The 22836-nt window shown below is 59.3% G+C and carries 18 protein-coding genes and 1 pseudogene; 14 read left to right on the top strand and 5 right to left on the bottom strand.

Annotation, left to right across the window (positions count from 1 at the left end; genetic code table 11):
• Positions 1–166 (bottom strand): annotated as a pseudogene (locus AC19YQ_RS14845) (glutamate/aspartate:proton symporter GltP); the annotation flags it as partial.
• Between the two features lie 101 nt (positions 167–267).
• On the opposite strand from AC19YQ_RS14845, the gene AC19YQ_RS14850 reads away from it, so the two are divergent.
• Positions 268–681, top strand: coding sequence for a hypothetical protein (locus tag AC19YQ_RS14850; RefSeq protein ID WP_500595402.1), 414 nt, complete (start codon positions 268–270; stop codon positions 679–681).
• 92 nt (positions 682–773) lie between these two features.
• Here AC19YQ_RS14850 and AC19YQ_RS14855 read toward each other — a convergent pair whose 3' ends face one another.
• Entirely contained in the window at positions 774–1202 is a 429-nt protein-coding gene (locus AC19YQ_RS14855; protein WP_133078184.1) for a glycine zipper domain-containing protein, read from the bottom strand.
• A gap of 328 nt (positions 1203–1530) precedes the next feature.
• Positions 1531–1737: a hypothetical protein gene (locus tag AC19YQ_RS14860; protein ID WP_339477876.1), complete on the bottom strand. Its 207-nt coding sequence runs from the start codon at positions 1735–1737 to the stop codon at positions 1531–1533.
• Positions 1738–2088: 351 nt separating this feature from the next.
• On the opposite strand from AC19YQ_RS14860, the gene bcsQ reads away from it, so the two are divergent.
• Genes bcsQ through AC19YQ_RS14905 form a run of 9 tightly spaced genes read left to right on the top strand, consistent with a single transcriptional unit; the run spans position 2089 to position 16863 of the window.
• A complete protein-coding gene (gene bcsQ / locus AC19YQ_RS14865; protein WP_500595403.1) occupies positions 2089–3294 on the top strand; it encodes a cellulose biosynthesis protein BcsQ in 1206 nt (401 codons plus the stop codon).
• Complete coding sequence (bcsA, locus tag AC19YQ_RS14870) at positions 3291–5513, top strand: UDP-forming cellulose synthase catalytic subunit (protein ID WP_374105690.1); 2223 nt, start codon at positions 3291–3293, stop codon at positions 5511–5513. The genes bcsQ and bcsA overlap by 4 nt, the downstream gene beginning before the upstream one ends.
• Complete coding sequence (gene bcsB / locus AC19YQ_RS14875) at positions 5513–7780, top strand: cellulose biosynthesis cyclic di-GMP-binding regulatory protein BcsB (protein ID WP_500595404.1); 2268 nt, start codon at positions 5513–5515, stop codon at positions 7778–7780. The genes bcsA and bcsB overlap by 1 nt, the downstream gene beginning before the upstream one ends.
• A 6-nt stretch (positions 7781–7786) precedes the next feature.
• Complete coding sequence (bcsZ, locus tag AC19YQ_RS14880; RefSeq protein ID WP_500595405.1) at positions 7787–9025, top strand: cellulose synthase complex periplasmic endoglucanase BcsZ; 1239 nt, start codon at positions 7787–7789, stop codon at positions 9023–9025.
• Positions 9001–12933 carry a cellulose biosynthesis protein BcsC gene (locus tag AC19YQ_RS14885; RefSeq protein ID WP_500595406.1) on the top strand — a complete coding sequence of 1311 codons (3933 nt, stop codon included), beginning with the start codon at positions 9001–9003 and terminating at the stop codon, positions 12931–12933. Before bcsZ ends, AC19YQ_RS14885 begins: the two co-directional genes overlap by 25 nt.
• 17 nt (positions 12934–12950) lie before the next feature.
• Positions 12951–13619, top strand: coding sequence for an SGNH/GDSL hydrolase family protein (locus AC19YQ_RS14890; protein WP_219261277.1), 669 nt, complete (start codon positions 12951–12953; stop codon positions 13617–13619).
• A 20-nt stretch (positions 13620–13639) separates the two neighbouring features.
• A complete protein-coding gene (locus tag AC19YQ_RS14895; RefSeq protein ID WP_500595438.1) occupies positions 13640–14278 on the top strand; it encodes an alginate O-acetyltransferase AlgF in 639 nt (212 codons plus the stop codon).
• Positions 14279–14296: 18 nt separating this feature from the next.
• Positions 14297–15712: an MBOAT family O-acyltransferase gene (locus AC19YQ_RS14900; RefSeq protein ID WP_500595407.1), complete on the top strand. Its 1416-nt coding sequence runs from the start codon at positions 14297–14299 to the stop codon at positions 15710–15712.
• A gap of 11 nt (positions 15713–15723) precedes the next feature.
• Positions 15724–16863 carry an alginate O-acetyltransferase AlgX-related protein gene (locus AC19YQ_RS14905; RefSeq protein WP_500595408.1) on the top strand — a complete coding sequence of 380 codons (1140 nt, stop codon included), beginning with the start codon at positions 15724–15726 and terminating at the stop codon, positions 16861–16863.
• A 1132-nt stretch (positions 16864–17995) separates the two neighbouring features.
• Here the strand turns inward: AC19YQ_RS14905 and AC19YQ_RS14910 are convergent.
• Positions 17996–18574, bottom strand: coding sequence for a TetR/AcrR family transcriptional regulator (locus AC19YQ_RS14910; RefSeq protein ID WP_500595409.1), 579 nt, complete (start codon positions 18572–18574; stop codon positions 17996–17998).
• Positions 18575–18738: 164 nt separating this feature from the next.
• Between AC19YQ_RS14910 and AC19YQ_RS14915 the strand changes: the two genes are divergently transcribed.
• The 3 genes from AC19YQ_RS14915 to AC19YQ_RS14925 all read left to right on the top strand — a co-directional run bounded on the left by AC19YQ_RS14915 (position 18739) and on the right by AC19YQ_RS14925 (position 21512).
• The gene (locus AC19YQ_RS14915) at positions 18739–19521 is read left to right on the top strand and encodes an SDR family NAD(P)-dependent oxidoreductase (protein ID WP_500595410.1); all 783 of its coding nucleotides are present in this window, start codon (positions 18739–18741) and stop codon (positions 19519–19521) included.
• A gap of 64 nt (positions 19522–19585) precedes the next feature.
• Positions 19586–20584, top strand: a complete 999-nt coding sequence (locus tag AC19YQ_RS14920) for an NADP-dependent oxidoreductase (protein ID WP_500595411.1) — start codon at positions 19586–19588, stop codon at positions 20582–20584.
• Positions 20585–20660: 76 nt separating this feature from the next.
• Complete coding sequence (locus AC19YQ_RS14925; RefSeq protein ID WP_500595439.1) at positions 20661–21512, top strand: AraC family transcriptional regulator; 852 nt, start codon at positions 20661–20663, stop codon at positions 21510–21512.
• Here the strand turns inward: AC19YQ_RS14925 and AC19YQ_RS14930 are convergent.
• Positions 21509–22096 carry a LysE family translocator gene (locus tag AC19YQ_RS14930; protein WP_500595412.1) on the bottom strand — a complete coding sequence of 196 codons (588 nt, stop codon included), beginning with the start codon at positions 22094–22096 and terminating at the stop codon, positions 21509–21511. The genes AC19YQ_RS14925 and AC19YQ_RS14930 overlap by 4 nt on opposite strands.
• A gap of 181 nt (positions 22097–22277) precedes the next feature.
• Here AC19YQ_RS14930 and AC19YQ_RS14935 point away from each other — a divergent pair, with 181 nt between their 5' ends.
• Complete coding sequence (locus AC19YQ_RS14935; protein ID WP_133078199.1) at positions 22278–22835, top strand: helix-turn-helix domain-containing protein; 558 nt, start codon at positions 22278–22280, stop codon at positions 22833–22835.
• Position 22836 lies beyond the last annotated feature (1 nt).

A 22836-nucleotide genomic window follows, 5' to 3' on the forward strand; every position in this document is an offset into this window, starting at 1 on the left:
CGATCATCTTGATCAGACGGATAAAGATATCGCCGGCAGGTTGCAGAACGTTACTGATCCACCAGGCCTTTTCAGCACTGAAATGGTTGAGCAGCGCGCCGATTGCAATCCCGAGGACCAGACCAATGAGGATCTGCCAGGCGAGGCTAAGTTTTGCCTTCTTCATATTATTTTTTTTCTACCTTTACTTCAGTTTGATGTAGGTAATTGCCTGAACAGGAACGTTCATTTACCGAAAAATCTGTGTAAATAGCCGGGATAGATCGCTTGGAAGTGGTGCTTGTCGCTCACTGGCAGACCGCTCAGGCGGCGCGACTATTCCAATGCCGGAGGGCGCCGTCTAATGCTGTAAATGCCTACCCTATGCTCAATGTGCATGGCATTAATCAAAAAAACGCATGGTTTAAAGCTGTTCGAATACGCCATTTCGGGAGGCATAAGTGCCGTGCACCGGCCCTTGCAGAAGACGTGACGCGTTTTTTGGCAGGAGAAATGAAGGGCTGGATCCAGGGGGTGTTTGAGCAAGCAACCTCGGCAAAAAGGCGCAATTTATTCTGGTCGGATGTCGACGGGCTGGCGTGCATTCGCCACCTGAAGCCATCAAGGGGAGGGTTTTGCTATCTGGAGGTGCATGAGGAATGGGTGAAGCATCGGGAGCACTTTGAAAAAGCCCGACACTGAGTTGCAAAGTTGTGACTTAAGCGATTCCTGACTTTGTGGGAGCGAGCAAGGTCGCTCCCACACTTGAACAGCACTGCGACACTGAGCCTGGTTTATCGGCGGTGCTTGTTCTTCTTGTTTTTGTTTTTCTTGTGATGCTTGCCACCGGAGTTGTGCTTGCTGCCATCGTCGGCAAGATTGTTGCCTATCGCCCCGCCAGCGGCACCGCCAAGACCCGCGCCGATGGTGGAGCCAGTAGAGCCTCCCAGCCTGTTGCCGATGACCGATCCGCCGGCTGATCCGAGACCGCCACCAATGGCGGCTTCGGTTTTGCTGCCTCGTGGCGCACCGATCGCACTCCCTGCAGCGCCACCGACCCCGGCGCCAACGGCGGCCCCCGTGGACCCTCCCAGCTGTTGGCCCACGATATTACCCAGCGCGCCGCCAACACCGCCTCCGACAGCGGCGGTTCCGTCACCGGCAGCCATTGCTCCTTGTGCAAACAAAAGGCCCAGAACTAGCGCAGGTAGTGTCATTCGCATCTTATATACCTCAATGGGCAGTAATCAGTGCACCCGCTACATTAGGGATGTCTGAGAATATAGACGGGGCAATAACCCCCAAGTTCTATGTTGGCAACCACTGTGGCTGATAAAGCTGTAACAAGCTATTGCGGCAACAGGTTCCAGTCTTTGTGGGAGCGGGCTTGCTCGCGATGGTCGTTAACGGTGGCGTGTATTTAATGAGTAGACGCGGCGATCTGAAGACCATCGCGAGCAAGCCCGCTCCCACACTTGAGCAGTGTTGCTCTTGAGTGAACAGCATCAGCGCAAGGTGAGGGATTTATGTCAGCGGTATGCAAGCCTCCCTTCACTTGACCTCAAGTGCGGCCTGAATCTGATCAGCATACTTGCTCAGCCGATTGAGCTCTGTTTGAAGCTGCCCGGCACCGCTTGAATTTAGAACCTTGGCCTGGATCAAGGTTAATGCCGCGGCAACAGCCAGTTCTCGTTGGCTCTGCGGGCTTGCGGCGCCAAAGGGGGTATCGCCCCTCAGGCCTTTGAAGTGCTCAGACATACAGTTCTCCTTATTTCTGATCCGCATTTCACTTTTTCCGACAACTTTATCCAGTGTAGAAGGATCGGTGCCCGCGTGAAGTGCTCAGAACCCGGATCCCGGTCCATCCGTCTGCTGGCACCAGGCCGGGGCAGCTGGGTCGGAGTATTGGTGATTTATACAGCGTCAGCAGCGCCAAATATAAATCCTGATTCGCGTCAATTAAATGGCTAATAAGTTTATTTATTACGTGTTTACCAAGATACTAATCCTATTTCGTTCAATTTATTGACGATGCCATTGTGATGGCTTATTTTGGCGCGCTGCGGCTGGTCATGGGTCGTTAACAGTCAGAAAGCAGGAAGCCTTCCTATGAGCCACAAAGACGACATATCAAATCTATTCAGTAGATTTGGCGCGACTTCAGACAGCTATCACGAGTTCGAAACCCCGCTCGACTACCCGTGCGCAGCACCGCAAAAGATGCCGCTGCCTGCCGAGCCAGCGCCTTTGCCTGAAGTTGTGGCTCAAGTAATCGAGAACATGGCGGCCGAGCCGAAAATTGAACAGGCGCCATTCCGGTCGTTACCGTTTTCGGTGGTTACGCCGGGAGCGCAACCCGTCATGCAATCTGCAATGCCAGTCGTTGAGTCATCGCGCCCCCAGCCTGAAGCACCATTGATGACCTCTGGAGACGTTGCAACCCCGTTGCGTAACCTGCTCGCCGAAGTCGCCCTTGCCCGTCAGGCCGAGATGCACGCCCAGGCACAGCTTGGGGCTCGTGTGCCGAAGTGCAAGGCACATATCGTGGCGCTGGTTTCGGCCAAGGGTGGCGTAGGCAAGTCCACTCTGGGCGCCGGGTTGGCCAGCAGCTTGTGTCTGGACGCATGCAAAACCATCGCCATCGATCTTGACCCGCAAAATGCGTTGCACTACCACCTCGGGATTGAATCCGGTGTGACGGGAATGGGCTCTACGAGCGAGGATGGCACCACCTGGGCCGACAAACTTCAGCAGGGTTTCGACGGTGCTCAAGTGCTGCCCTACGGCGTATTGAGTGATGACGAACGTTGTGCCCTGGAACGGGACATGAGCCAGGATCGCCATTGGTTGGCCCGGCAACTGGCTCGCCTGAATCTGGATGAAAACGACGTAGTGATTCTGGACACACCGACCGGCCGTTCGATGTATCTGGAGCAAGCGCTGGATGTGGCTGATCAAGTGATCGTAGTCACCACCGCCGACGCCGCCAGCTTTGTTGCCCTGGATCAGATGGATCGCCTGATGGGCTCCGTCCCCACCCGTCCTGAGTCCCCGGCCTGCAACTACGTGGTCAATCAGTTCGATGCCACCCGCGAGTTTTCGCGGGACATGCTTGAGGTCCTCAAACGTCGTTTGGGCGGGCAGATGCTCGGAGTCGTTGCGCTGGATAACACCCTGGGCGAGTCGCTGGCCTATGGTCGTAACCCGCTGACTTCACCGAACGCATCTGCAGCCTGCCAGGATATGGTATGGCTGGGTAAACAACTCAAGGCAGGGTTTGACAACGGCTCTGCTACAGCGATGTCCGCGCTGTGATCAAGACCAGCACTGAGCCGCCTGTTGTACAAACCCGTCTGCAACGTTGGGCGCAGTCCGTGGCTGATCGTATTGAACGATGGCCCGTTGTGGCACGCCGCGCGCTGACCATTGGCACGATAGCGTTCTGCACGCTTGTGGGCTTATTGATCGTCACCGCCCCGTTTGATTTCTATGCCCAGTGCATCTTTGCGCTCGGCTGCTTTGGCGCGGCGCTGATATTGCGCAGGATCCCCGGCCGGCTGACCATCCTGATCATGATCTGCCTGTCGCTGACTGCTTCGCTGCGCTACATGTACTGGCGTCTGACGGCGACCCTGGACTTCGATGAGTGGATCGACATCGCGTTCGGCTACGGCCTGGTACTGGCCGAGCTTTATGCCTTGGTGGTGCTGATCTTCGGTTACTTGCAGACGGCATGGCCGCTGCGGCGCCAACCGGTATTGCTCAAAAGCCCGCCCAGCGAGTGGCCGGTAGTTGACGTGTTCATCCCGTCCTACAACGAAGCCCTCGATATTGTGAAGTTGACTGTCTTTGCCGCCCAGGCCATGGACTGGCCGCAGGACAAGCTGCGGGTCCACGTGCTCGATGATGGGCGTCGCGAAGACTTTCGCGAGTTCTGCGAGCAGATCAATGTCAACTACATCACCCGTGACAACAACCGGCATGCGAAGGCCGGGAATCTCAACGAAGCGTTGCAGATCACCAGCGGTGAGTTCGTGGCGTTTTTCGATGCCGATCACGTGCCGACCCGTTCGTTTTTGCAAGTGAGCATTGGCTGGTTTCTGAAAGACCCGAAGCTGGCGATGCTGCAAACGCCGCACTTTTTCTTTTCCCCGGACCCGTTCGAAAAGAACCTCGATACCTTCCGCTCGGTACCTAACGAAGGCGAGTTGTTCTATGGCCTGGTCCAGGACGGCAATGACCTGTGGAACGCCACATTCTTCTGCGGCTCATGTGCTGTGATCCGGCGCAAGCCGCTGATGGAGATTGGCGGGGTCGCAGTAGAAACCGTGACCGAAGATGCCCACACCGCGCTCAAACTCAATCGCGCCGGCTACAACACGGCGTATCTGGCCATTCCCCAGGCGGCCGGCCTGGCGACGGAAAGTCTGTCGAGCCACATCAGCCAGCGCATTCGCTGGGCCCGGGGCATGGCGCAGATTTTCCGCACCGACAATCCGTTGTTCGGCAAGGGGCTGAACCTGGGGCAGCGCTTGTGCTACCTCAACGCGATGCTGCACTTCTTCTATGGTTTGCCGCGCCTGGTATTTCTGACGGCGCCGCTGGCCTTCCTGTTTTTCGACGCGCAGATTTTCCACGCTGCGGGGTTGATGATCATGGCCTATGCATTGCCCCATATCTTCCATGCCAGCCTGACCAACTCCACCATTCAGGGGCGCTTCCGCCACTCGTTCTGGAACGAGGTCTACGAGACCGTACTGGCCTGGTACATCATGGGGCCGGTGCTGGTGGCGCTGGTCGATCCCAAGCATGGTGGTTTCAACGTGACCGACAAGGGCGGGATCATCGATGAGAAATTCTTCGACTGGAAACTCGCCCGTCCCTACATCGTGCTGTTGACCCTCAACCTCGCGGGCATGGCCTATGGGATCGCGCGGCTGGCAATGGGTGAGGAGGGCGCCACAACCACGGTGCTGATCAACCTGATGTGGACGCTCTACAACGTCATCATCACCAGTGCTGCAGTGGCAGTGGCCAGCGAAACCCGACAGGTACGTGCTGAGCCGCGGGTAGCAGCCAAATTGCCTGTGCGCCTGACCTGTGCCGATGGCCGCGTGATAGAGGGTGTAACCCAGGACTTTTCGCAAAAAGGCATGGGTTTGATTTTGCCGGAAGGCGTCAGCTTGCCTCAGGGTGAGCAGGTACAGATTTCCCTGTTTCGCAATCAACACTCGAGTGTGTTCCCGGCAGTGGTCGTGTTCAGTCGCGGCGAGTTGGCGGGCGTGCAGTTTGATGCCCTGACCTTGCGTCAGCAGAGTGACCTGGTGCGCCTTACATTCTCCCGCGCCGACACCTGGGCTTCGACCTGGGGCAGCGGGCAGGTCGATACCCCGCTTGTCGCCTTGCGTGAGGTCGGTCGTATCGGCCTGCGCGGTATCCACGAACTTTTCAAAGCCTCGGCCATGGAAGTGCGCAGCTTGCTGCGCCGTCGCCGCGTCACCCCTTCCACGCTAGACAATGTCCTGGACAAGTGATGAATTCAACGTCTTCAGCCTTCGCCGCCTTGCGCGATCTGCGCCGCGCGCTGGCCCGCCTGACGTGCGCCTTGCTGGCTTTCAGCGCGGGCGCTGCCAGTGCCCAAACCCTGCCTGCGGCCACGGCGCCCGGAGCGAAAAGCTACACCGTTACCCTCAAGCAATTGGGCCGCAATTATCCGATGAACCTGCGTGGAGTGGAGGCGACAGACAGCGTCAGCTTCGATGTGCGGGCCGACTCGATCGTCACCGGCGCCAGGCTGAACCTGCAGTACTCCTACTCCCCGGCGCTGCTGGCGGAGCTGTCGCAAATCAACGTGCTGGTCAACGATGAAGTGGCCGCAAGCCTGCCATTGCCCAAGGACAAGGCCGGGCAACTGCAACAACAGGTTGTAGAGATCCCGGCCCATCTGATTACCGAGTTCAACCGCCTGAGCCTGCAATTTATCGGGCACTACACCATGAGCTGCGAGGACCCCCAGCACTCCAGCCTGTGGGCCAAGATCAGCAATGCCTCGGAGTTGGGCATCGACGTATCGCCGCTGGCCTTGCCTGACGACCTGTCGATTATTCCGCTGCCGTTTTTTGATCGTCGCGACGCCCGTCCCCTGGACTTGCCGTTCGTGTTCGCCGCTGCGCCCGACAATGCCACGCTGGAAGCCGCCGGAGCCCTGTCGTCGTGGTTGGGTGCCCAGGCCAGCTATCGTGGTGCGCGGTTCTCATCGGGTTACAACCGGATTCCGGCCAGCGGCAATGCCGTGGTGCTGGTCAGTGGCCCGGATGCCCTTCAGATCGACAGCCTGAGCCTGCCGCCCGCCAAGGGCCCGACCCTGACCGTGATGACCAACCCCAACGACGCCAATGGCAAGTTGCTGGTCGTCAGCGGTCGCGACGGAGCTGAGCTCAAGCGCGCTGCAACGGCGCTGGTGCTGGGCAATCAGGCCTTGTCGGGCAATAGCGTTGTCATCGACCGCCTGGATGTGGTGCAGCCACGCAAACCCTATGACGCACCGAACTGGTTGCCCAGTGATCGCCCGGTAAAACTGGGTGAGTTGTTGCCAGCCAAGGAACTGGCGGTGTCCGGCTACAACCCGGGCGACATTACCGTGCCGCTCAACTTTGCCCCGGACCTGTTTACCTGGCGCGAAGGCGGTGCGCCGTTGAACCTCAAGTACCGTTACACGCCTCAAGAGAAGTCCAACAATTCATCGTTCATCATCAGTTTCAACGATGCGCTGATTCAGTCGCAGAACCTGCCGTCCCAGGACAAACTTCCGAGCGGCGTACTCAGCGCGCTGAAGTCCGACGACAGCCTTGGCCGCGAAACCACCGTGATGCTGGCGTTGAACTCGACTGCCCTGCAGTCACGCCTGCAGCTGCGATACATGTTCGATTACATCAAGCAGGGGGAATGTAACGACATCATCATCGACAACATGCGTGGGGCCATTGACCCCGAGTCGACCATCGATGTGAGCGGCTACGACCACTTTATCGCCATGCCCAACCTTGGCGTGTTCAAGGATGCCGGATTCCCGTTCACCCGCCTGGCCGACTTGTCGCAAACAGCCGTGGTGTTGCCGGATAACGCAGGCACCGCGGACCTGGATGCCTACCTGACGGTACTTGGTCGTTTCGGCAGCTCCACGGGTTACCCGGCCACCGGCGTACAGGTGATCCAGGCCGCGCAGGTTGGGAGCGCTGCGGACAAGGACTTGCTGGTGCTGGCATCCGGTGCCAATCAGCCGTTGCTGACGCAATGGGCTGATCGTCTGCCCGCTGCCGATGGCGAAGGACTGCAGAGTTTTCATCTGTCCGACCTGCCAATGCGGGTACGTGACTGGTTCAGCCCCGACCCTGAAGCCAATCTGCGCAGAACCCGGCTGGCGATGGCATTTTCCGGTGGTGCGCGCAGTACCTACCTCACCGGATTCGAGTCACCGCTCAAAAACGGTCGCAGTGTCGTGGTGATCGCCAGTGGTCAGCCCCAGGGCCTGGCCGACGCGACCAATGCCCTGATCGGGGGTGAGGATTACACCCAGTCGATCCAGGGCAGCCTGGTGGTGGTACGCGGTAAAAATATCGAGCCACTGGTTGCGGACGAGCAGTACTACGTCGGTAGCCTGGGCCCGATCAAATACCTGCAATGGCTGATGTCGCGTCACGTGGTACTGGCGCTGATACTGACCGGCCTGGGTGTGATCCTGCTCAGTGGTCTGGCCTATCTGGCATTGCGGGCGCGTGCCAACAAGCGTCTGGGTGGCTGACGGGGCATGAGTTTCTTCGCGATCTTTCGCAATAAAACCTCAACGAGGCGCCTGCATACGGCGCTTCGTTTGCTCGCCTGTGCTTTCGTAACGTTCACGCTGACGCCTGCGGTGGCTCAAGACGAGGCGTGCAAAAATGCTCAGTGGCCGCTTTGGCAAACCTATGCCTCGCATTTTGTGCAGGCTGACGGCCGGATGCTGGAGTCCAGTGCTCAGGTCAATCAAAGCTCTTCCGAAGGCCAATCCTACGGGATGCTTTTCGCACTGATAGGCAACGATCAGGCGCGCTTTGAAAAGCTGTGGCAATGGACCTTGGCCAACATGGCGGGAGCCGATGTGAGCAAGCGTCTGCCGGGCTGGCTGTGGGGGCAGGGCAAGGACGGCACATGGCAATTGCAGGACGCGAACTCGGCGTCCGATTCGGATTTGTGGATCGCTTATTCGCTGCTGGAGGCTGCGCGTTTGTGGCAGCGGCCGGACTATCATGAAGCTGCGTTGCAGCTGCTTGCAAACATAGAAACCCAACTGATAGTGAGCTTGCCCGGTTTGGGCAAAATGGTGTTGCCGGGGCCACAGGGTTTCGTGCAGCCCGATCACCTGTGGCGGTTGAATCCCAGCTACCTGCCATTGCCGCTGCTGCGTCGACTGGCCAAGGAGTCACCGGCCGGACCTTGGAAAGAAATAGCCGAAAACACGGTGAAAATGATCAAGGCTTCCAGCCCCAAAGGCTATGTGGCCGACTGGGTTGGTTACCGTGCCACCGGGCCGAAAGCCGGTTTGTTCGTGGTTGATCCGATCACAGGCGAGCAGGGCAGTTATGACGCGATTCGCGTGTACCTGTGGGCTGGCATGACGCCCAAGTCCGATCCACTGGCAGCCCCCTTGCTGGCGATGCTGGACGGTATGTCAAACAGCACTGCGTCCACCGGTATTCCACCGGAAAAAGTCCAGGTCATCAGCGGTGCACTCGAGGGTCAGGGGCCGTTCGGGTTCTCGGCTGCGCTGATCCCGTACTTCCAGACCAAAGGCCAGCCCTGGCTGGCACAGGCCCAGCAACGTCGAACCGTACAAGCGTTGGACAAGGCACTGGCCACTGTCGGCGGCGAGCGTACCGAACCGTTGTATTACAACCTCATGCTCAGCTTGTTCGCACTCGGCTGGGCTGAAAATCGTTTTCAGTTTCGTGATGACGGAACACTCAAATTGTCTTGGGAGACGTCATGCGTCCGCACCGCCACTCGCTAGCCATAGGTTTTTTAACCGCCATGATCAGCACTGCCGTCCACGCCGACACACGGGACGTGCAATCGCAGTTGGTCGAGCAGGGCCAGTACTGGCAGGGCCGTGACAATTCACAACGAGCTGCTGAAGCTTGGGAAAAAGTGTTGCGTCTGGACCCCAATCAAGTCGACGCCCTTTACGGTATGGGCCTTGCCAGCATCAAGCAGAAAAAGTCCGCGCAAGCCAGGCAATACCTGGAACGCCTGCAGGCTTTGTCGCCCCGCCCTTGGTTGGCTGCGCAGCTGGAGCAGGACCTGGCCCTTACCGAGCCGCAGAACATCGCGCTTCAAGCCGAGGCTCGCCGTCTGGTCGATAGCGACCAGCGTGACCAGGCGACTCAGGTGTTTCGCAAACTCTTTGCCGGGCGCACACCGTCAGGCACTTTAGGTCGAGAGTATTACAACAACCTTGCATTCAATCCTGCAGGCTGGCCGGAAGCTCGCAAAGGCATGGAGCGTTTGCTGCACGAAACGCCGAATGACTCGATTCTGGCGCTGTTTCTTGCCAAGCAATTGGTTCGTCACGAAGACACTCGCCCCGAAGGTATTCGTGCCCTGGCCAAACTGTCGACGCGGCCCGACATCGGTGGTGACGCTGACGAGAGCTGGCGTCTGGCGCTGGTGTGGTCCGGTCCTCCGAGCGCTGCCCAGGCACCTTTGTTCGAAGCTTTTTTGAAGGCTCATCCGGATGATCAGGAAATACGCGATCTACTGAACAAAGGTAAATCGAAAGCCAGCACTGCTGGCCGGGTAGCGAGCTGGCAACCAGATCCACTGGTAGAACGTGGATTGCAAGCCCTTGAAAAAGGCGATCAGGCAGGTGCCGAGCAAGCGTTCGCCGCACGCCTGAAAAACAAGGCCAATGACCCTGATGCACTGGGGGGGCTTGGTGTTGTGCGCCAACAACAGAATCGTCTGGTTGAGGCTGAGCAGTTGCTCAACCGTGCCATTGGCAATGGGGGCGCGCGATGGAAGCCCGCATTGGACAACGTGCGCTACTGGGCCTTGCTGCAACAGGCGCGCAACCAGGCCAAGGCTCAACCCGACAAGGCCCGGCAGAACATTGCACAGGCCATGCGTCTTAACCCTAAAGGCGTCGAAGCGCGCCTGGCCCTGGCAGATCTCCAGGCCCAGAACGGTCAACTGGATGAAGCCCAGGCCAGTTATCGCCAAGTATTGAGTGTGCAGCGAGATAATGCGCAGGCCGTACAAGGGCTTGTGAATGTGCTGTCGCAATCGGGGCAGGCCGATGAGGCATTGCGCTTGCTCGATACCCTGACTGCAGCCCAGCAGGCCGAAATGGGCGGCGGTGGTCGGCTGCGTGCGCTGCGCTCCACCCAGGCGGCTGCATTGGCCGAACAGCGGGGTGATACCCGTGGTGCGCAACAGGCGTTGGTGCAAGCCGTCAAGGACGACCCGGATAACGTTTGGACCCGTTTTGACCTCTCGCGCCTTTACCTCAAGACCGGCGAGCCACAAAAAGCCCGAGACCTGATCGACAGCTACCTCAAGGCGCATCCGACCGACGTTGACGCGCTTTACACCAGCGCTTTGCTCTCGGTGGAAATGGAGCAGTGGGACGCTGCCCAGGCCGCCATCAGTCGCATTCCTGCGGGCCGCCGCACCGCCGACATGAGCGAGCTGGCCGACCAGATTACCCTGACGGTGCAAGTCAAACTCGCCGCTACCATGGCCAAGCGCGGCCAGCGTCAGGAAGCCCTGGCCCTGCTTGATCGTTTGCAACCGATGGCCAGCCGCAGCCCGGACCGGATGGCGACGCTGGCGTCGGCCTATGTCGACACCGGTGACGCCACACGTGCGTTGACCATGATGCGCGACGTCATTAACCAGACACCGACACCGTCCGCCGACCTGATGTTGCAGTACGCCAATCTGCTGTTGAAGACGGGCAATGATGCTCAGGTCAATTCGATTCTGCGGGGCCTGCAAAATCAGCCAATGAGCCTTGCTACACGCAAGCGCTTCGATGATCTGCTTTACCAGTATCGTATTCGTCAGGCAGACCTGCTGCGTGAAGGCGGTGATCTTGCAGGCGCTTATGACACGTTGGCACCGGCGCTGGCGTTACGCCCCGGGGATGCGGGTGCGGTTTCGGCACTGGCGCGCATGTATGTCAGCAGCGGTGACAATGCCAAGGCATTCGAGCTGTACAAACCCTTGCTGCAGCGTCAGCCAAACGACCCGCAGATCTTGCTCAATGCAGCGGACGCCGCCGTTCTGGCCCGTGATAACGGCTACGCCGAACGTGCGCTGGAGCAGTTCGTGAAGCTGCAAAACTACGACCCGCAGTCCTTGACCGAAGCGGCACGGATCTACCGCAGTATGGGCAAGTCTGCTCAAGCCACCCACCTGTTGCGCAAGGCCGTAGACATCGAGCAGACCGAGAAAAAACGCAGCCTGGCGACGCAGGCTGCCGGTACGGGCGCGGCGCCCAACCCTTTTGCAGGTTTGTCGGGGCCGGGTAATCAGGTTGGCCGCGGGGCGATCGACGGGATTCCTGCTCCGGCGCAAGCCGTGCTGGATTCGGCATCGTATAGCGCAGGCAGCAATTCGTTAATGCCCCAAGACGTCTATCCAGGTCAGCAACAAGCGCGCGTGGCAGCCGCAATCCCGAGCCGTGCGGCCGTGCCCTCCGGGCGATTTGGCAATGCCGGGGCCAATCCTTTCGCGCCGCAAGGCACGGTCAATGTAGCGGTAGATCAGGCCAGTTCTGCCCAGCGGGCACTGGACAGCATCCTTCAGGAACGCAGTGCTTACGTGACTCAGGGTGTGACCGTGCGCACCAATGACAGCGAGCCGGGCCTGGGCAAGATGACCGATATCGAGACGCCGCTGGAGATTAATTTCCCGGCAGGTGACAACCGTCTCGCTGTGCGTGTGACGCCGGTATCCCTGAACGCAGGACGGGTGGGTGTGTATGCCGCTGAACGCTTCGGCAGTGGCAACGCGTCAACCGAAGGTATTGGTGCCCAGCGTGAAAGTGGTGTGGGTGTGAGCGTTGGCTTCGCTCGTCCGGATGAAGGCATCAAGGCTGACATCGGCACTACGCCAATCGGCTTTCAATACAGCACCGTCGCCGGTGGTGTGAGTGTGGATCGCCCGCTCGCCAGCAATTCCAATGTGCGCTATGGCGTCAACGTCTCGCGCCGTCCGGTAATCGACAGCGTGACGTCGTTCGCCGGTACTACCGATGAACGTAGCGGGCAGTCGTGGGGCGGTGTGACGGCTAACGGCGGTCGTGGCCAACTGAGCTACGACGACCAGGCGATTGGCGCCTATGGCTACGGCGCGTGGCACAAGCTGTTGGGCCATAACGTAGAGTCCAACAGCCGTGCCGAACTGGGCGCCGGTGTTTACTGGTATCTGCAAAATGATGAAGACAGCAAGCTGACCCTCGGCCTGAGCGCCACGGGCATGAGCTTCGACAATAACCAGAACTTCTTTACCTACGGTCACGGCGGCTATTTCAGCCCGCAAAGCTACTTTGCCCTTGGGGTGCCGGTGGCCTGGTCGCAGCGCACCGAGCGCCTCAGCTATCAGGTCAAGGGCTCGGTGGGTGTCCAGTACTCCCATCAGGCGGGTGCGGACTACTTCCCTGGCGACAGCACGCTGCAAGCTGAAAACGACCAGCGCTACTCCAGCGAGAGCAAGGCTGGGGTTGGTTACAGCCTTTCCGTAGCCGGTGAGTACAAGTTTGGTTCAAACTTTTTTCTGGGGGCCAATCTTGGTCTGGACAATGCCCAGGACTACCAGCAAGTCACGGGTGCCATGTACTTGCGTTACATGTTTGAGGACATGAACGGCCCGATGGCGCTGCCGGTCAGCCCCTACAGTTCCCCTTATTCCAATTGATGTCCTGGAGACTTTAAATGCCTTCATCCGTTCTAGCCGGTATGACCCTTCTTGTTCTTGGGGAGAGTCACATGAGCCTGGCCAATCACCTGATGGAACCACTACACGCCAACTTGACCCAGCAAGGTGCGAATGTGCATTCGATTGGCGCGTGCGGGGCCAGCGCTGGCGATTGGCTTATCACCAAAAAAGTCGATTGTGGGGCTGAAGAAAAAGGCAGCGGCAAGATTGTGATCAAGGGGCGTGATGCGACTACAACCCCAATCAAGGACTTGATTGCCGCCGACAAGCCGGACCTGGTGGTGCTTGTGATTGCCGACACCATGGCCTCGTACGACAAGCCGGTATTTCCCAAGGCCTGGGCGTGGCAGAACGTGTCTGCACTGGCCAAGGAAATCACCGCCAACGGTGCCAAATGCGCATGGGTAGGCCCGGCGTGGGGCAAAGAAGGCGGCATGTACAAGAAAAACGATGCGCGCACCAAACTGATATCCGCGTTTTTGGCAACCAACGTCGCGCCTTGTACCTACATTGATTCCCTGGAGTTCTCCAAGCCCGGGCAGTGGGTGACCACTGACGGCCAGCATTTTACTGTTGCGGGCTACAAGTCCTGGGCCAATGCCATCGGCAATGCGTTGGGCAAACTGCCGCCTGAAGCGGTCAGCGCCAAGGGAGAGAAGAAGTGATTCGTCCACTGACGGGTGCGATGACACTGTTATGTAGCATGTGCACCCTGGCTGCCGATTTTGCCCTGTATCCCACCGGCCCCAGCCAGGACGCAGCCTTCATCCGCTTCGTCAACGCCACCACGGCGCCCCTGGACGTCATCGGCCAGGCAGGACAGCCGCCGTTGCGCCTTGAAGTGGCGCAACCGGCGTCGCTATTGTTCCCGGTGGACTCGACCAGTCCGGTCAAGGGTTCTCTGGTCAGTGGCGGGCATCAGCTGGCGCTGGATCTCAAGGTCGAGCCCGGGGAGTTCGCGACGATTGTTGTCGTGTCGCAGGGTGCGGGTATCGAGCAAGTCGCCGTGCGTGAGACACCTGACGATTTCAACGGCCTCAAGGCTTCGCTGGCGTTCGTTAACGTCGATAAATCCTGCAGCGATGCCAGTCTGCGTCCTGCCGGGCGCAGCGCCGATCTGTTCAAGGCGGTGCCCGTCGCCAGCCTGCAACGGCGCTCGATCAATCCGGTGAACCTTTCGGTGCAACTGGTGTGCGCCAACGCCAATGTGGGGGCTGCGCTGGATTTGGGCATGCTCAAGGCGGGGGAACGCTACAGCGTGCTGCTGGTGCCTTCTGCCAGCGGGCCACGTCTTTTGAGCGCAACGGACACTCTGTCCCACTGATCGGATTCTGCCGCTGCCATGGTCTTCGCCTCACTCGAGTTCCTGACGCTGTTTCTGCCAGCCTTCATGCTGATTTACGCCCTGGGCAAGCCCCAGTGGCGTAACGTCATTTTGTTGATCGGCAGCTGGTTGTTCTATGGCTGGCTGAACCCGATGTTCCTCGCGTTGCACGTGGCGTTGACCATCGTTGCCTGGGTCGGCGGGCTGCTGATTGATCGCTCCCGCGAAGACTCAAAGGGCAGGGTGCGGCTGTTGATTGCGTTGATCGTGTTCAACACCGCAGTGCTGTGCTGGTACAAGTACGCCAATATCCTGGCTGCAACCTGGATGGAATGGATTACCTGGCCGGGCGCGATGCCGCTGGAGTGGCAGCGGGTGGCGCTGCCGGCAGGGCTGTCGTTTATCGTGCTGCAGGCCATTTCCTATCTGGTGGATGTGCACCGCCATACGGTGCCGGTGGAGCGCAGCTTCATCAACTACGCCACCTACATTTCGATGTTCGGTCACTCCATAGCAGGTCCGATCATTCGCTATGACTGGGTGCGTCGTGAGCTGACCCGACGCTATTTCGACTGGCAGAATTTTTCTCTGGGCGCACGCCGTTTCATGGTTGGCATGTGCATGAAAGTGCTGGTGGCAGACACTCTGTCGCCATTGGTGGATGTGGCGTTCCATCTGGATAATCCGTCCTTTGTCGACGCCTGGATCGGTTGCCTGGCCTACTCGTTGCAACTGTTTTTCGATTTCGCGGGCTACAGCGCCATGGCCATCGGTCTCGGCCTGATGCTGGGCTTTCACTTTCCGGAAAACTTCAACCAGCCTTACCTGGCCAGCAGCATTCAGGATTTCTGGCGGCGCTGGCACATGTCCTTGTCCAGCTGGTTGCGCGACTACCTGTATATCGCCCTGGGCGGTAACCGTAACGGGGCCTGGAAGACCTATCGCAACCTGTTCCTGACCATGGCCATTGCCGGACTTTGGCATGGCGGCGATAGCTGGAATTACCTGCTGTGGGGGGCCGCTCACGGGGTGGCGCTGTGTGTGGACCGGTTGTGGTCGCGATCGAACCTGCCGAGTATCCCTCCACTGTTCTCCCATACCCTGACACTGATGTTTGTGTTCATGGCCTGGACCCTGTTCCGTGCGCCGGATTTTGCATCGGCCCTGACTATGTATGCCGGCCAGTTCGGTTTGCACGGGTTTGCCTTGGGCGACGCGTTGGCCGTGACGCTGCGCTCGGCTCACGGCCTGGCGGCGCTGCTCGGCGTGGCATGCATTATCGCGCCGCTGTTCAAGGACCGTGTTGAGCAGCGTTTTGGTACTCAAGTGTGGTTTGTTCCTATAGCGGCCCTGTGGCCGGTGGCGGGTTTTCTGCTCTCGTTCGCGTTGATCGCGAGCCGCGAGGCGGTGCCCTTCCTCTACTTCCAGTTCTGATGGCCGCGCCCATGTCTTCTTCAACGCCCCAACCGGTTGTACCGACTGAACTCACCGCCCGTGTCAGCAGGTTGGGCGGCGTTGTGTTTGTCGTATTTCTGGCCGTCAGCTTTGCCTCGTCGCTCTGGCTGTTGATCAGCGGCAAGGTCCAGATGCTGCCCCCCGACCTGACCCGCGACGGGGTGCTGCATGGCGAGGTCACCCACAAGATCGCCAAGCAGTTGTCAGAAGCTGGGGTGCCGCGAAAAGCGGCAGATCTGGAACGCGGCGCGAGCTGGCTGATGCTGCACGACACCGGCGCACGGGTCCGTCCGGGATGTGATGGCTGGTTGTTCTTGACCGATGAAATGCGCATCAACCGTCATGCTCAGGCCAATGCACAGATCAAGGCGGCGGCGGTGCGTGATATCCAGCAGCAACTGTCGTTGCGAGGCATCCGCTTGCTGGTGGCCGTGGTGCCGGACAAGAGCCGTATTGCCAGCGGGCAGCTGTGCGATTTGCGTCGTCCGGTGCAGTTGCACAATCGCGCAGTGGCCTGGGTTGAAGCGCTGAACAAGGCAGGGGTAAGTGCTTTGGATCTGGCGCCAGCCCTGCAATCACTGGGCAGCGAAGCTTACCTGCGCACCGACACCCACTGGAGCGAAGCAGGCGCCTCGGCGGCGGCCAAGGCCATTGCTGTGCGGGTACAGGCGATGGGGATCACTGCCACACCCCACAAGGATTATGAAACGGCACTGCAAGACCCGGCGCGTCGCCCGGGAGATCTGGTGCGCCTGGCCGGTCTTGAATGGTTGCCAGCAGGTTTGCAACCCGCAGCCGAGTCTGTGGCGGCGAGCCGGTTCAGTGAGAAAGCCGGGGAATCGCAGGGTGATGCAGACAGCCTGGATGACCTGTTTGGCGACGATAACCTGCCGAACGTGGCACTGATTGGCACTTCGTTTTCTCGCAACTCCAATTTCGCCGGGTTTATGCAACAGGCCCTGGGTGCGCCGATTGGTGACTTTGCCAAGGATGGAGGCGAGTTTTCCGGTGGTGCCAACAATTACTTCAATAACCCGGCATTCAAACAGACGCCCCCTGCGCTTGTGATCTGGGAAATCCCCGAACGTGATTTGCAAACGCCTTACAGCGACGTGATCAGGCTGTTGTAAATCGCCGGTCTGTAGTCGCTGACGAGCCGTGCGAGGCTGCGTCAGGTTTGGTGCGCCACTGCGACGCAGCAGTCGTAAAGTCAGCCTCCTCGGTTTTTCAGGCACACCGCGTGTTCCGGTTTTGCGACCGCTTCGCGATCGATCGCAGCCTCGTTCTGCTCTTCAGCGACTTGTATGTTGGCGCTAAACCGTTTTTCGTAGGGATCTGTGACGTCTGCGATGCATTGTGCTTTCGCTGGAGCCACACGTATGTCCAGACGACGCGAATGCCCATCACAGAAGGCCGAACGCAGGTGCTGTTATGGGGGTGGCGCGGCAGGACGCCGCGCCAGCCGCGATGGGCCATGGATGGCCCCTCGCGGCGTGCCTCCATGACAGTGCCGGAGTGAGGGAACCACCGAGCCTGGGCGAGGCGGCCGTATGGTAGGGCAAGCCTTTTTGGTTACTTTTTCGGCGTCTGGAAAAAGTGACCCGCCGTAAGGGCGGAACCCGTAGAGAACCGTGACACATCGAATGGATATGTACTCGGCATAGGTGCGGGTGCTTCGCAAAACAACTGGCACACGGGGTACATATCCGGCATCCGCAGTTAACTGAAATGATGGTTTCGCTCTTACAGCGAGTCACTTTGCAAAAGCGGTAAAGTAACCAAAGCGCTTTCGCCCCTGCGTACGGCCTTCGCTTCGCTCAGGTTCCCTCGTTCCGGTCCCGCTCCGTGGGCCCGCCGTGATGGGCCATCCTTGGCCCAACACGGCTCTCCCGGCATCCATGCCGGGATGCCCACTGCGCAGAACCTCCTCTCGGCCTCCCGAAGGGGCGGGCAGATCAAAAGCACTGCGCCTCGAGGCGGCCGACCGGCCGACCTGTTTGGTGTAAGTGTGCGCTGTTCAATCTGTAGCCGCTGACGAGCCGTGCGAGGCTGCGTTCGGTTTGGTGCGCCACTGCGAAGCAGCAGCCGTAAAACCGGACACAGCGGACGTTCAGATAAATCCCGGACTCAGGTTTTACGGTCGCTTCGCAACCGGACGCAGCCTCGCACGGCTCGTCAGCGGCTACAGGAGCGAGCCTGCTCGCGAACGACCTTCGCGAGCAGGCTCGCTCCCACAGGGAGGGATGACTGGCAACAGAGTATCTACAAGTCGCGGGTGCCCATGGGGCCGAGAATCTGCTTGCGGCAAACCTCGAGAATTTCATCTGCCAGCGCGCTGTTATCAGGGCAGGCCCGGGACAGCACGATCGCACCAATGGCATGGGCCATGGTGTCTATTATCCTGGCCCGCATGTCCTGTGGCTCAACGCCGGCGAACGTGGCACCTGAGCGCTCAACGGCGGCCAGCATGTTTTCGAGCCCTTGGGCAAAGGTGGCCTTGACCTCTTCAGGCTGTCGCGCTGCGTCCCCGCACAAGGCCGCCAGGGTGCAACCCTCTCCCGGCGCATCACGGTGCTGGCGGGAGAGGTACTGGTCAAAGAACCCGGCAATATCGTGCTCTGCGCTTTTTTCCAGCGAGCTTGCCAGTCCGCACGCGGCAGCTTCGGCCATCAGGTCAGCCTTTGAGCCAAAGTGCTTGTAGAACCCGCCGTGGGTGAAGCCGGCCGCGGCCATGAGATCCGCCACCCCCACACCGTCATAGCCACGCTCGCGAAACAGCCTGGAAGCCGTCTCGACGATGTGTGCCCGGTTCGCCTGCGCCTGTGCTTTTGTGACCCTCATCGCCTTATGCCTCGTTCAAACCACTGACAATCAAGCGCCCACTATACATGGATGTCGATCATCATCAAAATAGTTGACGATTTAGATTATGATCATCATCATAAAGCCTCTTCGATCGACAGGCCGCATCCCGCGGCTGGATTTATTCTTGAGAGAGAGCCTCCATGACTACTCATTCCTCAGTTCTTATCACGGGCGCTTCCAGCGGCATCGGGGCGACCTATGCCGAGCGCTTTGCACGCCGTGGCCACGATCTGGTGCTGGTTGCCCGCGACAAGGCGCGACTGGAAGCCCTGGCGACACACTTGCGCCAGCAATACCGTGTTGCCGTCGATGTGTTGCAGGCAGACCTGACCCAATCCAGTGATCTGGAGGTGGTTGAAGCGCGGCTGCGTGACGACTCCAGCATAAGCATCCTGATCAACAATGCGGGCATTGCCCAGTCGGGCGGTTTTCTGGAGCAGACAGCGCAGAGCCTCACGACGATTATTGCGCTCAACACCGTTGCGCTGACGCGACTGGCCAGCGCGATTGCGCCACGGCTGGTGCAGGCCGGTGAGGGGGCGATCGTCAATATAGGTTCGGTCGTAGGCCTGGCGCCGGAGTTCGGCCAGTCGGTCTACGCTGCAACCAAGGCGTTTGTGCAGCTGCTGTCACAAGGGCTGAGTCACGAGTTGTCGCCCAAGGGGGTTTATGTCCAGGCGGTTTTGCCTGCCGCAACCCGCACCGAAATCTGGGAGCGCGCAGGTATCGATATCAACGTCCTGCCTGAGGTGATGGAGGTGGGTGAGTTGGTCGATGCCGCGCTGGTCGGTTTCGACCGCCGTGAGCGAGTGACCATTCCGCCTTTGCATGACACTGCCCGTTGGGATGCGCTGGATGGCGCCCGTCAGGCGCTGCTGGGGGATCTGCGGATGGCCCATGCTGCCGATCGCTATAAAAACTGATTGATGCGGGGTTGCCGCACCGGGGGCAGTTGCCGCTCGGTGCCTCAACCCGGAGCCGCCTGCTATGAAAGCTTTTTTTATCGATGGATATGGCAAGGACACTGGACGGATAGGGCACTTGCCCGACCCTGAAGTTGGACCCGACGACGTGCTGGTCAAGGTGCATGCCGCCAGCGTCAATCTGCTGGACTCCAAAATCCGCAAGGGCGAGTTCAAACTGATCCTGCCCTATCGGTTCCCGCTGGTTCTGGGCAACGATCTGGCGGGCGTAGTGCTGCGTGTGGGCGACAATGTGCGCCAGTTCAAGCCGGGAGACGAGGTCTATGGGCGTCCTCGCGAGGAGAGCATGGGGACTTTCGCTGAGCTTATTGCGGTGTCCCAGGATGCGCTTGCGCTTAAACCCGTCAACCTCGACATGGCGCAGGCAGCGTCCATCCCTTTGGTCGCGCTGACGGCCTGGCAGGTGCTGGTAGAAACCGCGCAACTGAAAAAAGGGCAGAAGGTGCTCATTCATGCAGGTTCCGGCGGGGTGGGCAGTATTGCCATTCAGTTGGCCAGGCACTTGGGCGCTTTCGTGGCCACGACCACCAGCACCCGCAACGTTGAATGGGTGAAGGCCCTCGGGGCCGATGTCGTGATCGACTACAAGCAGCAGCACTTCGACACGTTGCTGCACGACTACGACGTGGTGCTGAACAGCCTTGACGCGGGCACCCTCGAAAAATCCCTCAAGGTGCTGAAACCGGGAGGCAGGCTGATTTCGATCTCCGGCCCACCTACCGCGCAGTTTGCCAAGGCTCAGGGGCTGAACTGGGGGTTGCAGCAGGTCATGGGCCTTCTGAGCTATGGCATCCGCCGCAAAGCACGCAAGCAGGGTGTGAGTTATTCATTTGTTTTCATGCGGGCCAATGGCGAGCAGTTGCGTGAAATCAGCGCGCTGATTGAGTCTGGTGTGATCAAACCAGTGGTTGACCGGATGTTTGAGTTCAGCGACACAGCGCAAGCGATGAGTTATGTCGAGCAAGGCCGGGCCAAAGGCAAGGTTGTCATTCGTGTGGCCTAGCTTCAAGTGCTAGTCTGGCAGGCAGACAAAGGCCGTGAAATCCATCGTGGCCCATGATCTTCCCGGTCCCGATACCATGCCCGCAAGCAATCAGGTCAGTACCCTTGCCGTCGATCCAGGCTGCGCAACTCCGAAATTCTGGAGGGATGCGCAGTTGCCTTTTATCGAGGCGCGCTCAATCGCCGATGGCCGCAAGGTCTGCTATGCGCGGCACTCTCACGAGATATTTTCAATCGGTGCGATCACTTCAGGTTGCTGCAATTACCTGCATGAAAAAACCTCCCACACCATTAGCGCAGGTACGGTGGTGCTGATGAATCCGGGGGATGTTCATGCCTGTAATCCGGTCGAGGATCAGCTGTGGTCATACGTGATGTTGTATGTCGATGCCCACTGGCTGGCAGGTATTCAGCACGGTTTTGAGGCGGATGCCAGCGGGGTGTTTCATCCCGTCGCGGCCACTCACACCCAATCCCCAGCATTGTTCAACGGTCTGACCGCCCTCTATGCGCAACTGGTCGACCCTCGGCTAGAGGTGCTGGCCAAGCATGAGGCGGCGATCCTGTTTTTTTCATCGATGCAGCAAGAGCTGGGCAGTTCGGTGGCGCTGCGCAAGAGCGCCAATGTGCGGGTGGAGCGTGCCGCCGACTATATTGATGCGCATTTCCTGCGCACGATTCGACTCCAGGACATCTGTGAAGCCGCCAGCCTGTCAGAGGCTTACCTGATTCGCGCATTCGAGCAGCGTTACCACATGACGCCCCACGCCTATCTGATCAACCGGCGGATTCAACATGCGCAGACGCAGTTGCGCGAAGGTGCGTTGATCGCCGATATCGCTCATCAGACCGGCTTTGCCGATCAGGCGCATTTTCAGCGGGTATTCAAAAAGTACCTCGCCGCCACGCCCGGCCAGTACAAGACTTAAAACCACAGCAAAGAGACCGCACAGCCCGCCAGCATGGCCGCCATGCTGCGGTTGAATAGCCGAATGCGCCTGGCGCTGCGCAGATAACGGCTCAGGAATGCCCCGGTGTAGGCCCAGCAAGCCACGGACGCGTAGCAGACGACAAAGTAGATCAGCGCGAACGACCAGATCAGCACGGCCTCACCGCCGGCGACAAAGGCGCCCATGCCCGCGACAGCAGCCAGCCAGGCCTTGGGGTTGAGCCACTGCATGGCCGCGCCTTTTAAAAATGAGGGGTGTGGCGTGTCACCCTTGAACTCGATCCGGCCGTTATCCATCGCCAGCTTCCAGGCCAGGTAAAGCAGGAAGGCCATACCTGCCCAGCGAATCAGGTCGGTCAGTATCGGCCACTGCTTGAGCACTTCATGCAGGCCGAAACCGGTAAACAGCAGCAGCACGACAAAACCCACCGTTGCGCCCAGCACATGGCGCAGGCTGGGGCCCAGGCCAAACTGCATGCCGGAACTCAGGGCGACGACATTGACCGGTCCGGGTGAGATGGATGCTGCCAGGGCAAACGCCGCCATCGAAATCAACACGCTCATCGTTACTGTGCTCCGTTCAGGGGTGTGCCAGAAGGTTAATGGGCGGGCACTTTGGCGTATTGAACAAAACTCCCCTGTGATGACGTTGGCGGATCCGAGCAGAGCAACCGTCTTGCGCTTGTGAAATTTAACCTGTAATTTTTCATGAAATTAAATTAATAAAATTTCACGGCGGCCCGGGATGAACAAGCAAGAAGAGATGGCCGCGTTGGCGATCCTTATCCACGACCTGCGCAAACACAAGAAATACACCCTCAAGGAACTGGCGGACAAAATCGGCCGCTCGGTGGGTTTTTTGTCCCAGGTCGAACGCGGGATATCGCAGCCGACAGTGGCTGACCTGACAGCGATCAGCGAAACCCTGGGCGTGCCGACTACCTATTTCTACAGCTTGCCAAAACCCAAGCAGTTGCCCTGGGTGACCCGTCCCGATGAGCGCCGCACGTTGTATCTGGGCAACGGAATTACCGACATTCTGGTCTCGCCAAAAATCCGCGCCTCGTTCTCCATGCTCGAGAGTCTGCTGGAAGCTGGCGCCAACAGCGGCGAGCGGCATATGACGGACAGCTCGGAGCAGGGCGGTTACGTGATCGAAGGTCAATTGACCCTGTGGCTGGGCGACGATGATGAGCCCGCCACCCTGTACGCCGGGGACAGTTTTCAGTTCGACAGCCACACGCGCTGTCGCTACGCCAACCTGACATCGCAGCTCACGCGAGTGCTGTGGGTCTACACCTGAT

This window comes from Pseudomonas sp. MF06569 (assembly GCF_059862735.1).